This window comes from Kribbella ginsengisoli, assembly GCF_039537185.1.
In the GTDB taxonomy this organism is placed as follows: domain Bacteria; phylum Actinomycetota; class Actinomycetes; order Propionibacteriales; family Kribbellaceae; genus Kribbella; species Kribbella koreensis.
This window is the reverse complement of record NZ_BAABAA010000004.1, coordinates 106,530-118,387: the sequence shown is the minus strand read 5'-3', so window position 1 is coordinate 118,387 and position 11,858 is coordinate 106,530. Positions and strand designations below refer to the sequence as shown.

Sequence of the window (11,858 nt, the reverse complement as noted above, 5' to 3'; positions counted from 1 at the left end):
CGGATGACTGACTGGTCGAAGCTCCACCACGCCTACGGTCCAGCAGTCGACATACCCGCTTTGCTGGACCAAGTGGCGACGCACCAGCGCCAAGAGGACTGGGACGAATTGTGGTCGAGGCTCTGCCACCAGAGCACCGTCTACCCAGCCAGCTTCGCCGCTCTGCCCTGGCTGGCGAGCATGGCCGGCGACGCGGATCCCGAGCAGGCGGTCAACGCGGTGATGCTGGGCGCATCGATCGTCGAGGGTGCAGGGCAGGCTCACGGTGCGGGGGACGTGTTGACGCGGTACGCCGGAGAGATCGCACTCCTGCTCGCGAAGGCGCCCGAGCTGGGACGGACGGTTGGCGATCGGCTGGACTACTTGTATCTGCTCGGGGCGATGCTCGCGCTGGAAGGCATGGCCGGCTGGAGCGACGAGCTGGCCTGGGGGTTCTCGAACGGGCAGTTCGAGCTGGCTTGCCCTGGCTGCGAGGTCGAGGTGGCGATCGTCGTCGATGGGCGCGGGTTCTTCACCGCCCTGGTTGACGATGAGGAGGGCGAGCGAGGCTCGCTCGAGGTTGACGGGCGAGGGCGGTTGGATGAGCTGGGGGTTCGGCTTCGCGAGCTGGCGATCGGCGATGGCCAGGTAGAGGTGGCCGAGATGCTGCGCTACGTCTTCGGGACCGGCAGTTGCCCGGCTTGTGGAGCTCGATTCAACGTGGCGGAGGAGCTTGACGCCTGAGCTCTGGGCTGCAGGCCCAGCGTGTGCTGGAGGAGCATGGCGGCGGCTCCGTGGAGGGCTGCTTGGTGGGCGGTGTGGGAGGGGACTACCTTCAGGTGGGTGGTGGCTAGGGGCAACGATCTGGCGTAGATGGTTTCGCGGATGCCGGCCAGGAGGTGGTCGCCTGCTTGGGAGAGGGAGCCGCCGATCACCAGGACCGATGGGTTGATGAGGCTGACGCAGGCGGCCAGGACGGTGCCGATTTCTCTGCCCGCCTGGCGGACTGCTTGGGTGGCGACGGGGTTGCCGGCGCGGACCAGGTCTACTACCTGTTGACTGGTTTTGGGGCGTAGGCCGGAGGCTCTGAGGTGGGTGGCGATCGCTGCGGCGGAGGCGACGGCTTCCAGACAGCCGGTGTTGCCGCAGCGGCAGAGTTCGGTGTGGCCGGCGGCTTGGATGTGGCCGATGTCGCCGGCTGCGCCTTGGGCGCCGCGGTGGAGCCGGCCGCCGCTGATCAGGCCGGCGCCGATGCCGGTGGCGACCTTCACGAACAGTAGGTGTTCGACATCGGCGTACTGAGTGGTGTGCTCGCCCAGGGCCATCAGGTTGACGTCGTTGTCGACGAGGACCGGGCAGCCGAACTCCTTGGTGAGCCGGCCGACGACGTCGTACGAATCCCAGCCGGGCATGATCGGTGGGTGGTTCGGGCGGCCCGTGCTGTGCTCGACCGGGCCGGGCAGTCCGACGCCGACGCCCGCCAGATCGTTGACCGAGCGCTTGGCGTTCTTGAGTAGGGCGCGGCCGGTGGTGGCGAGGGCGGCCAGGACGGTCTCAGGGCCTTCGGCGATGTTGAGGACCGTGGTGGTGCTGTCGAGGATCGTGCCGCTCAGGTCGGTCAGCGCCACCGAGAGGTGGGTCGCGCCGACATCGGCCGCGAGCACCAACCGGGCCGACGGGTTGAACGCGAACCGGGCCGGCGGCCGGCCACCGCTCGACGCCGCCTCGCCGGACGGTACGACGAAGCCCGCCGCGACCAGCTCCTCGAGCCGGCCGGTGACCGTCGATCGCCCGAGGCCGCTCAGGTCGATCAGCTCGGCACGGGTCCGCGGCTGCCCGTCGAGCAGCAGCCGCAGTACTCCGTGCGCGGGACCGAACTCGCTCATCGCCAGCACTTTCGTCGCGGACCGTCAGGCTTTTGCTTGACGGGGAACAAAAGTTCAACATAGCGTCGCCGTCATGTCCACCACAGCGCGCAAGCTCAGGGTCGGGATCGTCGGTGGCGGGTTCATGGGCCGGGTGCACGGGCGGTCCGCATTGGTCGCGGGCGCGCAGATCGTCGGCGCGGTCGGATCGAGTCCGGAGCGGGCCGAGGCCGCGGCGGAGGCATCCGGCGCCGAGCGCGGGTTCGCGACGCTCGACGAGCTGCTTGCCGCCGACATCGATCTCGTCCACGTCTGTACGCCGAACAACACGCACCTGCCGGTGACCTTGCAAGCGCTCGAAGCCGGTAAGCACGTGATCTGCGAGAAGCCGCTGGCGACGTCCGCGAAGGACGCGACCGGGCTGCTTGCGGCCGCATTGGAGGCCGGCCGGGTCGCCACGGTGCCGTTTGTCTACCGGTACCACCCGATGGTGCGCGAGTTGCGGACCAGGATCGCCGAGGGCGAGGCCGGTCAGATCACCAGCCTGCACGGGAGTTACCTGCAGGACTGGCTGGCGGGTGAGAACGATCAGAACTGGCGGGTGGATGACGCCGCCGGCGGGCCGTCGCGGGCGTTCGCGGACATCGGCTCGCACTGGTGCGATCTGACCGAGTTCGTCACGGGTGACCGGATCGCTGACGTCAGTGCGCAGACCCGGACGATTCGGGCGAATCGCGGCGGGGCCGAAGTACGGACCGAAGATCTGGCGACCGCGCAGTTCCGTACCGCGGCCGGTGTTGTCGGGACGGTTGTCGTCAGTCAGGTCGCGGCCGGGCGGAAGAACCGCTTGTATCTGGAGGTGTCCGGGACCGAGTCGAGCTTCGGCTTCGACCAGGAGGATCCGGATCGGCTGTGGGTCGGGCGGCGCGCGGCGAGTCAGTTGCTGACGCGCGATCCGGACACGCTCAGCCCGCCCGCCGCGCGGATCAACCGGCTGCCGGCCGGGCACGCGCAGGGCTACCAAGACGCCTTCGACTCGTTTGTCGCCGACACCTACGCGGCCGCGCTCGACGGCGACCACCCGGACGGATTGCCCGACTTCGCTGCGGGCGCCCGCTCCGCGCACCTCGTCGACGCCGTACTCCGGTCCGCTGCCGCGGACGGCGCCTGGACCACAGTCGAGAACTGAACAACTACTGCTCATCAAGGAGCCAGCACATGCCACGCCCGATCACTCTGTTCACCGGTCAGTGGGCCGACCTGCCCTTCGAGGAGGTCTGCAGCCTGGCCGCCTCCTGGGGATACGACGGCGTCGAGATCGCCTGTTCCGGTGACCACTTCGACGTCCAGCAGGCGATCGACGACGAGAACTACATCGCCGGCCGGCACGAGATCCTGAAGCGGCACGGGCTGCAGGTCTTCGCGATCTCCAACCACCTGGTCGGCCAGGCGATCTGCGACGACCCGATCGACTTCCGGCACCAGGCGATCCTGCCGTCGCGGGTCTGGGGCGACGGCGACCCCGAAGGCGTCCGGCAGCGGGCGGCCGAGGACATGAAGAACACCGCACGCGCCGCGGCGAAGCTCGGCGTCAAGACGGTGATCGGCTTCACCGGGTCGTCGATCTGGCAGTACGTCGCGATGTTCCCGCCGGTACCGGCCGAGCGGATCGAGGCGGGGTACCAGGACTTCGCGGATCGGTGGAACCCGATTCTGGACGTCTTCGACGAGGTCGGGGTGCGGTTCGCGCACGAGGTGCACCCGTCGGAGATCGCGTACGACTACTGGACCACGACGCTGACGCTGGAGGCGATCGGGCACCGCGAGGCGTTCGGGCTGAACTGGGACCCGAGCCACATGGTCTGGCAGGACATCGACCCGGCCGCGTTCCTGTGGGACTTCAAGGACCGGATCTACCACGTCGACTGCAAGGACACCCGGATGCGGGTCGGCGGCGGACGCAACGGGCGGCTCGGCTCGCACCTGCCGTGGGGCGACCCGCGGCGCGGCTGGGACTTCTACTCGACCGGTCACGGCGACGTGAACTGGGAGGACTGCTTCCGGGTGCTCAACTCGATCGGCTACGAAGGGCCGATCTCCGTCGAGTGGGAAGACGCCGGGATGGAGCGCAAGGTCGGCGCCGCCGAAGCGGTTAACACGATCCGCGCGCTGGCCTTCGACAAGCCCGAAGGCTCCTTCGACGATGCCTTCGCCACCGACAAGTAGGTTCTCTCAGATTTCCAGCTGTACTTCGATGATCCAGTCACTCTGATCGTCGCCGGCGGCTTCGAGGTAGTACTCCCGCCAGCTGAACGTCCCAGGAGCTCGCCCGGTGGAATCCGCCCACCGCGCGAGCTCTTGGTACGCGGTCGAGATGGCGTTCATCGGCCCACGGTGGATGACTGCGGCAACCTCGGTGGGCGGAAGCGTGTAGCTCTCGAGGCCGGGCACTGGGTCTCCTGAGAGCGCGTAGCCGGCAACAACCCGCACCGCCGCGCCAGGGGCGCCCGCGTCGGCCTGCGGGCCGGTGCCCGTGCCGTCGTCGGGCTGCGGCCGAGTGCTCGTGCCCTCGTTGGAAGGCGGGTGGGATTGGTAGCGCGCGATCGGTGTCGTCCGATCTGCGCTGGCGGCTTCCATGCGGTCGATGACCTGGTCGAACAGGGTTTGGACGACGGCGCCGGTTTGCTGGCGGCTGGCGTCTAGGGCGTCTGCTGAGAGGGCTGCGAGGGTGATGGGTTCCAGGTGCTTGGTTTCGACGGTCAACTGAGTCTCCTGGTCGATCAGTCGGAGTCTTGCCCGCACCCGGTCGAGGGTGTGCCGTTGCCGGCGTACCTGACGTTCCAGTTCGGCCTCGCGTAGGCGGAGCATGCCGTGTAGCTCAGCTGGGTCGACGCCTTCGGACAGCAGTGGGCCGATCTCGTCCAGCCTCAGGCCAAGGCCTTTGAGGGCCAGCAGGCGGTTGAGTGTCGGCAGTTGCGCCAGGTCGTACGAGCGGCGGCTCGTGAGCGGGTCGACGTGGGCGGGGACGAGCAGGCCGAGGGCGTCGTAGTGACGCAGCATGCGGGTGGTGATGCCGCCGAGGCGGGCGAATTCTCCGATGTTCATCATGGCCCTTTCACTCTGCGGCTTCACACAGTGTCAACTGCAAGGCCGGTTTCGGGTGCGAGGCGGGTGCGGGGCGTGGTGGTCTACTGGAGCCGACAAAGTCTTCGGGGTAGAGGGAGTGGGCTGTGGAGCTCGACTGGGGTTTGGGGCAGTACGAACCGACAGGGGAGGCGTTGCTGCCGATCTCCGAGGTTGTGGTGGGGATGTCGGAGCCGTTGGCCGGCAAGCGGGTGGTCGATCTGGGGACCGGGACGGGGAACGCGGCGCTGCTGGCTGCTGAGCGTGGTGCGGTGGTGACTGGGGTTGATCCGGCGGCGCGGCTGGTGGAGGTGGCGCGGAAGCGAGCTGCCGAGCGGGGGTTGCAGGCTGAGTTCGTTGTCGGGGATGCGGCTTCGATTCCGGTGGCGGACGGTGGGGCTGAGCTGTTGCTGTCGGTCTTTGCGGTGATCTTCGCGCCGGATGCCGACGCGGCGATCGCGGAGATGACGCGGGTGGTGGGGCCGGACGGGCTGATCCGGGTGACCTCATGGGTTCCGGGTGGCTCGATGATGGCGATCAACAACACCGCGGGGAAGTTCATGGCCGAGGTGTTCGGCGCTCCCAAGGCTGATCCGGACGCGCCCAAGCCGCTTGCCTGGCATGACGAGGACGCGTTGCGGGCGGCGTTCGGGAAGTACGGATTCGGGGTGGAGGTCGAGCGGCGGTTGATGAACCTCACCGGGACCTCGGCCGAGGTGTACCTGGAGAAGTCGGCGCAGCATCCGATGGCGGTGAGTGCGGCGCAGGCGTTGGCTTCGCGTCCTGACGGCGCCCAGTTGCAGGCCGGGTTGGAGCGGCGGTTGCTGGCCGCAGTACAGGAGATCAACGAGGATCCGGCTGCCTTCAAGGTCTCCAACGAGTACGCGATCGTGACAGCCCGGCGCGGGTGATGTCGAAACGAGCCGGCTGATTTCGTACCAGAGATATGACAAGGATTCTGGTGGACGGCCTCGCGTACGGCGAATCGGCGCGCTGGCACGACGGGCGGCTGTGGCTGGCGAACTGGGGGACCGGTGAGGTGCTCGCGATCGGCGGCGACGGTGAGCGCGAGGTGGTCGTCACCGTGCCGCCGGAGACGATCCCGTTCTCGATCGACTGGACGCCCGACGGCACCTTGCTGGTGATCGCCGACGCGACGCTGTTGCGGCAGAGCGGCGACGAGCTGGTCCCGTACGCCGATCTGAGCGGGCTGGCCGACCTGTTCAACGAGATCGTCGTCGACAGCCGCGGCAACGTCTTCGTCAACGGCGGCTGGTACGACTTTGGCAAGCCCGGCGTGGTCGTCGTCGTGACACCCGACGGGAAGGCGCGACCCGTTGCTGACGGCATCAGGTTCGGGAACGGGATGGCGATCACGGCCGACGACTCGACGCTGATCGTCGCCGAGTCGCACGCGTGCCGGCTGGCCGCCTTCGACATCGCTTCTGATGGCAGCCTCGCCAACCGTCGCGTCTGGGCCGACCTCCCCGACGGTCATCCCGACGGCATCTGCCTCGATGCGGAGGGCGCCGTCTGGTACGCCGATGTGCCCGCGCAGCGATGCGTCCGGGTGCGGGAGGGCGGCGAGGTGCTCGAGACGGTCGACCTCGATCGAGGCGCCTTCTCCTGCATGCTCGGTGGGCGTGACGGCACCACGCTGTACATGCTCAGCGCGCAGTGGCGTGGGTTCGAGCACATGTTGAGCCCGGACCGTACCGGGCTGGTCTCAACTGTCGAGGTGAGCGTCCCGCACGCCGGCAGGCCGTAGTACGGCGGAGAAGACGGCGATACCCGTTGCCAGCAGCGTCACCAGGATGAAGGAGACAGTGAGGTTGCTGGCTTGGGCAACGCCGCCGATGACCGACGGGGCGATCAGGCCCGCGGTGTAGGTGACCGTGGCGACTCCGGCGATCGCCTGGCTGGCGTTGGGGCCGGTACGACCGGCTGCAGCGAACGCGAGCGGTACTACGACCGCTACGCCCAAGCCCAGCAGGCCAAAGCCGGCTATAGCGACCAGTGGGTGGCCGGCCAGTATCACTAGTACGCCGCCGAGCGTGGCGACGGCTCCGCTGATTCGTACCGTCCGTACTGCGCCCCAGCGGTCGACTACTGCATCACCGGCGATCCGGGCGGCGGCCATCGTCAGCGCGAAGCCAGTGGTGGCTGCTGCGGCCACACCGGCGGAGGTGGTCAGTACATCGCGCAGGTAGACCGCAGACCAGTCCAGGCTCGCGCCCTCGGCGAAGACTGCGCAGAAGCCCACTGCACCGATCAACCATGCGGACTTGGGTGGCAAGGCGAAGCGTGGTGGCGCCTCCTCGTCCTCTGCCGGAACCAGATTGAGCACCCAGCGGCATGCGATAGCACCGGCCACCGTAAGCACCGCGGCCGCGACCGCATGGTGTACCTGCGCGCTTACATCGAGGTGGGCCGCCAATGTGCCGATCCCGGAGCCAACAAGCGTTCCTACGCTCCACATGCCGTGCAAGCCGGACATGATCGACTTGCCGAGCCGCTGCTCGACCTCGACGCCGATCGCGTTCATCGCTACGTCGGCCATGCCCGCAGTGGCCCCGTACACGAACAGTGCGGCGCACAGCGTCAAGAGGTTCGGCGCGAGCGAGGGCAGTACGAGGGCAAGGGTCCAGAGAGCCAGCAGCCCGCGCAGGGCGGCGCGGCTGCCGAAGCGGTGACTGATCCGCGCGGCGAGCGGCATCGACAGCGAGGCGCCGATCGCCGGGAACGCGAGCGCGAGGCCGAGTTGGCCCGGGCTCACCGACGCGTGGTCCTGGATCCACGGCACCCGGGTCGCGAACGACCCCGTCACCGAGCCGTGCACGCAGAAGACCGCGGCGACGGCGTACCGGGCCTGGCGGAGTTCGCTCATCAGCGCGTCAACCTCACATCGGGATCCCACCATTCAAACATCTTCGTTGTTTGAATGAACAAGTGGATGATAGTTTTACCCAGTGAAGAGTACGGAACGGCAGCGGGTCATCGTCGAGCGTCTCAGGGCCGGCACCCGGGTCGGCGTTGCCGAACTGGTGACGGCCACGGGCGCCTCGGACATGACGGTCCGGCGCGATCTCGACTACCTGGCGGCGCAGGGTGTGCTGAAGCGCGTCCACGGCGGTGCGATCGCCGCGATGCCGACCGGGGTCGAGCCGCCGTTCGCGGCGCGGGTGACCGCGGACCTGGGGCCGAAGCAGGCGATCGCGCGGGCCGCGGTCGAGCATCTTCGCGATGGCGAGACGATCGTGCTGGACAGCGGTACGACGGCGCTCGAGGTCGCCAAGCTGCTTCGCGAGCGTGCGGTGACGGTGATGCCGCTGTCGCTGCATGTGGCGCAGGAGTTGATCGATGCGCCGAGGGTGCGGCTGCTGATGCCTGGTGGTGAGCCCCGGCCGGGGGAGTTGGCGATGGTCGGGCCGCTCACGCTGGCTTCACTGCGGGCGTTGCGGTTCGACGTTGCCGTGCTGAGTCCTTGTGCGTTCAGTCTCGACGCTGGGATGACCGCCTTCGATCTCGGTGATGCCGAGGTGAAGCAGCAGGCGATGGCGGTGGCCACGCGATCGATGGTGCTGGCAGACGGCGCCAAATGGGATCGGGCTGCGCTCGCCTACATCTGCCCGGCCGACCGTCCCGATCTGATCATCACCGATTCCACCGCGCCCGAGGAGTCCCGCACGTTGCTCGCGCAGCGCGGAGTACTCGTTGAGGTTGCTTCCCCTTCGGAAGGGCTGTCTTGAGCGTCGACACCGTCACCGCCGCGCCACCACGTGCGGCCCGGGTGGCCACTTGGATCTACTTCGGGCTGAACGGCTTCGCGGTCGGGATGTGGGTCGTGCACATCCCGAACGTCGAGCACGCGACCGGGATCTCGCACAGCACCCTCGGGTTGTTGCTGTTGGTTTTGGGTGGCGCGGCGTTCATCGGGATGCAGGTGGCGGGGCCGCTGGCCGACCGGTTGGGGCAACGGCGGTTGGTGCCGGCTGCCGGCGTACTGATCGGTGTGTCGTTGTTCGCGCCGGGGTTTGCGACCAACTGGTGGACGCTGGCGCTGGCGTTGCTCGCGGTCGGCTTCGGGAACGGGTCGATCGATGTCGCGATGAACTCGCAGGCGGTGGTTGTCGAGCGGGCCTATCCGCGGCCGATCATGGCAGCGTTCCATGCGATGTGGTCGATCGGTGGCGCTTTTGCGGCGCTGATCGGGGCGGCGGCGTTGAAGGCCGACGTACCGACTGCTGTGTCGTTGAGCGTGTCCGGGGTGGTCGTCATCGTCGTGTCGCTCTTGGCCGGACGTTTCCTGATCGAGGCCCCCGCTGAGCCTTCGCCCGCCGCCGACGAGCCCGAGCGGGTTGCGCCACCGCGCAAGCTGGTTTGGAAGCTTGGCGCGTTGGCGTTCGCTTTGATGCTCGCTGAGGGTGTCGCCAATGACTGGGCAGCCCTTCAATTCCGGGACGTCCTCGGTACGTCGACCAGCACCGCGGCGTACGCGTATGGCGCCTTCGCCGTCGCCATGACAGTCGGCCGCTTCTGCACGGACCGAGTCGCCGCTGTCGTCGGCCCGGCCGCCATCGTCCGCTACGGCGCCCTACTGGCCGCCATCGGTCTCACGACTGTCATCGTGGTCCCCTGGGTGCCGGTAGCCCTGGTCGGCTGGGCCCTCTTCGGCCTGGGCCTCTCCGGCGGAGTCCCGCAACTCTTCACCGCAGCAGGCAACCTAGACCCCCGCGCCTCAGGAGCCCTGATGGCAAAGGTAGTAGGCCTAGGCTACGTAGGCCTCCTAGCCGGCCCCGCCCTCATCGGCGCCCTAGCCCACTGGATGCCGCTGAACCTTGCCTTCATCCTCCCCGTAGCCCTCTGCGCCATCACAGTCGCCTCAGCGTCGGTGATGAAGCGCTAACCACCTCCGTGCCCGCTCGCCCGCGCTGCGATGAGCAGCCTTGGGCCTGGGACCGTGGGAGCGGGCGGACTGGAGCGACCGAGGAGCGGAAGTGGAGGTCGCGTGGGGATTAGCCGAGGGCTTGGGAGAGGTCGGTCCAGAGGTCGGTGGGGTGTTCTATGCCTACTGAGAGGCGGATGAGGTCTTGGGGGATGGTGGGGGCTTCGGAGGGCCAGCGGTGGCGGCGTTCGAGCATGGATTCGACGCCTCCTAGGCTGGTGGCGTGAACCCAGAGGGTGGTGGATTCGCAGACCTTCTGGGCGTAGGCCGCGTCGCCGCCGAGTTCGATGGCGAGGATGGCGCCGAAGCCGGACATCTGGGTTGAGGCGAGAGCGTGGCCGGGGTCATCGGGGAGGCCGGGGTAGCGGACTCGGCTTACTCGGGGGTGCTCCAACAGACGCTCGGCTAGGAAGGCTGCGTTGGATTGGGCTCGCTCCAGGCGCAGGGCCAGGGTGCGGAGGCCGCGGAGGGCAAGGAACGCTTCCATGGGGCCAGGGATCGCGCCCAAGCCTCGGCGGCGTGACTCCAGGGCGGTCCAGAGGTCGTCGGATGCGGTGACTAGAGCTCCTAGTACTACGTCCGAGTGCCCAGCGATGAACTTGGTGGCCGAGTGCATCACGATGTCGGCACCCATCGACAGCGGCTGCTGCAAGAGCGGTGTGGCGAAGGTGTTGTCGACGACGACCGTCGCCCCGGCGGCCCGCCCGGCAGCGGCCAGCAGTGGGATGTCGGCGACCTCCATGGCCGGGTTGGTCGGCGACTCGATCCACAGCAGGTCCGCCCCGATCACAGCCGCCGACACCGCCGCAGCATCAGTGATCGACACCCGTGTGACGGTCAACCGTCCAGTAGCCGCCTGCTGGTCCAGCAGAGCCAGTACGCCGCTGTAAGCGTGCTGCGGCGCAACCACCCGCCCGCCAACCGGGACCAGGTCGCAAACAGCCGCGGCGGCCGCCATACCGGAGGCGAAGCTCAGACCGCGCCCACCCTCGAGCGCCCCGAGCGTCTGCTCCAAAGCAGCCCACGCTGAGTTGTCGAACCGTCCGTACCCCCGATCTCCACCGGCGATGTACGTCGAGCTGAAAACCGGCGATTCACCCAGCGGTGCGTCCGGCACCCGCGGAGGGCGGCCGGCGTGGACGACAACAGTCGACGAGTGCAGTTCGGTCGACGGGACCGGGTCGGTCGACGGGGCCGGGGTGGTCGACTGGGCCGGGTCGGTCGACGGGGCCGGGGTAGTCGACTGAGCGGGGTCGGTCGACGGGGCTGGGTCGGTTGAGCGGTCCAGGTCAGGTGTCATGGCTGCACTGTAGGCAGCGGGATCCCACCGCCGCGGAGCAGGCCCATCGCTTCGTGCGCCAGGTCCTTGACCTCGGTACCGTCCGGGTTGTCCACCCAGGTCTGCACGACGACCTCGATGATGTTCATGACCGCACCAGCAGCCAGCGCCGCCGTGAACTCCACCGAGTCGCCGGCAAGCCGCCCGGCCAGCTCCACGGTCAGCTCGTTGCGCCAGCGCCACGTCACCTCGGCCAGGTGCGCGCTCACCGACGGCGTCTGCCCGGCCAGCTCGTACACGGCCCGGACCCGGTCGGGATTGCGCTCCAACTGGTCGAGCACGAGCTCGATGACGCTCTGCAGGCCGTCCGGCAGGTCCAGCTCGGCGGGCTGTTCGCGGAACCAGTTCAGCGCCCCGAACATGCTGTCCTCGACGAACTCCAGGACCAGCGTCTCCTTGGTCGGGTAGTACCGGTAGAGCGTGCTCGGCCCGACCTCCGCGGCCGCGGCGATCTGCTCGACCGTCGTCCGGCCGAAGCCGTGGTCGGTGAACAGTTCGAACGCCTTGTCCGAGATCAGCCGGCGGGTGCGTTCCCGCTTCAGCTCCCGAAGCCCCATGCCCGTGCCCCTTGCTAGTTACGTGCGGGCAGCGTAACGGATCCGAACAC

General features: G+C 68.4%; 12 protein-coding genes. 7 read left to right on the top strand and 5 right to left on the bottom strand.

What is annotated here, in order from left to right; translation table 11 throughout:
- Positions 1-3: 3 nt before the first annotated feature.
- Positions 4-723: a hypothetical protein gene (locus tag ABD768_RS16995; protein ID WP_344841569.1), complete on the top strand. Its 720-nt coding sequence runs from the start codon at positions 4-6 to the stop codon at positions 721-723.
- Here the strand turns inward: ABD768_RS16995 and ABD768_RS16990 are convergent.
- The gene (locus ABD768_RS16990; RefSeq protein ID WP_344841567.1) at positions 651-1,865 is read right to left on the bottom strand and encodes an ROK family transcriptional regulator; all 1,215 of its coding nucleotides are present in this window, start codon (positions 1,863-1,865) and stop codon (positions 651-653) included. The genes ABD768_RS16995 and ABD768_RS16990 overlap by 73 nt on opposite strands.
- Positions 1,866-1,938: 73 nt before the next feature.
- Between ABD768_RS16990 and ABD768_RS16985 the strand changes: the two genes are divergently transcribed.
- Together ABD768_RS16985 and ABD768_RS16980 are read left to right on the top strand one after the other, a co-directional pair.
- Positions 1,939-3,033, top strand: coding sequence for a Gfo/Idh/MocA family protein (locus tag ABD768_RS16985; RefSeq protein ID WP_344841565.1), 1,095 nt, complete (start codon positions 1,939-1,941; stop codon positions 3,031-3,033).
- 29 nt (positions 3,034-3,062) lie between these two features.
- Complete coding sequence (locus tag ABD768_RS16980) at positions 3,063-4,070, top strand: sugar phosphate isomerase/epimerase family protein (RefSeq protein WP_343963587.1); 1,008 nt, start codon at positions 3,063-3,065, stop codon at positions 4,068-4,070.
- 6 nt (positions 4,071-4,076) lie between these two features.
- Here ABD768_RS16980 and ABD768_RS16975 read toward each other — a convergent pair whose 3' ends face one another.
- Positions 4,077-4,949, bottom strand: coding sequence for a MerR family transcriptional regulator (locus tag ABD768_RS16975; RefSeq protein ID WP_344841563.1), 873 nt, complete (start codon positions 4,947-4,949; stop codon positions 4,077-4,079).
- Between the two features lie 125 nt (positions 4,950-5,074).
- Between ABD768_RS16975 and ABD768_RS16970 the strand changes: the two genes are divergently transcribed.
- Together ABD768_RS16970 and ABD768_RS16965 are read left to right on the top strand one after the other, a co-directional pair.
- Complete coding sequence (locus ABD768_RS16970; RefSeq protein ID WP_344841561.1) at positions 5,075-5,878, top strand: class I SAM-dependent methyltransferase; 804 nt, start codon at positions 5,075-5,077, stop codon at positions 5,876-5,878.
- Positions 5,879-5,928: 50 nt separating this feature from the next.
- A complete protein-coding gene (locus tag ABD768_RS16965; RefSeq protein ID WP_343963579.1) occupies positions 5,929-6,735 on the top strand; it encodes an SMP-30/gluconolactonase/LRE family protein in 807 nt (268 codons plus the stop codon).
- Here the strand turns inward: ABD768_RS16965 and ABD768_RS16960 are convergent.
- On the bottom strand, positions 6,694-7,854 hold the full coding sequence (locus ABD768_RS16960; protein ID WP_344841558.1) for an MFS transporter: 1,161 nt from the start codon (positions 7,852-7,854) through the stop codon (positions 6,694-6,696). The genes ABD768_RS16965 and ABD768_RS16960 overlap by 42 nt on opposite strands.
- 82 nt (positions 7,855-7,936) lie before the next feature.
- Between ABD768_RS16960 and ABD768_RS16955 the strand changes: the two genes are divergently transcribed.
- Together ABD768_RS16955 and ABD768_RS16950 are read left to right on the top strand one after the other, a co-directional pair.
- Positions 7,937-8,716, top strand: a complete 780-nt coding sequence (locus ABD768_RS16955; RefSeq protein WP_343963575.1) for a DeoR/GlpR family DNA-binding transcription regulator — start codon at positions 7,937-7,939, stop codon at positions 8,714-8,716.
- On the top strand, positions 8,713-9,873 hold the full coding sequence (locus ABD768_RS16950; protein WP_343963573.1) for an MFS transporter: 1,161 nt from the start codon (positions 8,713-8,715) through the stop codon (positions 9,871-9,873). The genes ABD768_RS16955 and ABD768_RS16950 overlap by 4 nt, the downstream gene beginning before the upstream one ends.
- Positions 9,874-9,982: 109 nt before the next feature.
- On the opposite strand, the gene ABD768_RS16945 is transcribed toward ABD768_RS16950, so the two are convergent.
- On the bottom strand, positions 9,983-11,014 hold the full coding sequence (locus ABD768_RS16945) for a trans-sulfuration enzyme family protein (protein WP_344842158.1): 1,032 nt from the start codon (positions 11,012-11,014) through the stop codon (positions 9,983-9,985).
- Between the two features lie 194 nt (positions 11,015-11,208).
- Positions 11,209-11,808, bottom strand: a complete 600-nt coding sequence (locus tag ABD768_RS16940; RefSeq protein ID WP_343963571.1) for a TetR/AcrR family transcriptional regulator — start codon at positions 11,806-11,808, stop codon at positions 11,209-11,211.
- Between the last annotated feature and the right edge of the window lie 50 nt (positions 11,809-11,858).

Coding starts and splice junctions, on each gene's coding strand:
- ABD768_RS16995 (WP_344841569.1), top strand. CDS start 4: ATGACTGACTGGTCGAAGCTCCACCACGCCTACGGTCCAGCAGTCGAC.
- ABD768_RS16990 (WP_344841567.1), bottom strand. CDS start 1,865: ATGAGCGAGTTCGGTCCCGCGCACGGAGTACTGCGGCTGCTGCTCGAC.
- ABD768_RS16985 (WP_344841565.1), top strand. CDS start 1,939: ATGTCCACCACAGCGCGCAAGCTCAGGGTCGGGATCGTCGGTGGCGGG.
- ABD768_RS16980 (WP_343963587.1), top strand. CDS start 3,063: ATGCCACGCCCGATCACTCTGTTCACCGGTCAGTGGGCCGACCTGCCC.
- ABD768_RS16975 (WP_344841563.1), bottom strand. CDS start 4,949: ATGAACATCGGAGAATTCGCCCGCCTCGGCGGCATCACCACCCGCATG.
- ABD768_RS16960 (WP_344841558.1), bottom strand. CDS start 7,854: ATGAGCGAACTCCGCCAGGCCCGGTACGCCGTCGCCGCGGTCTTCTGC.
- ABD768_RS16940 (WP_343963571.1), bottom strand. CDS start 11,808: ATGGGGCTTCGGGAGCTGAAGCGGGAACGCACCCGCCGGCTGATCTCG.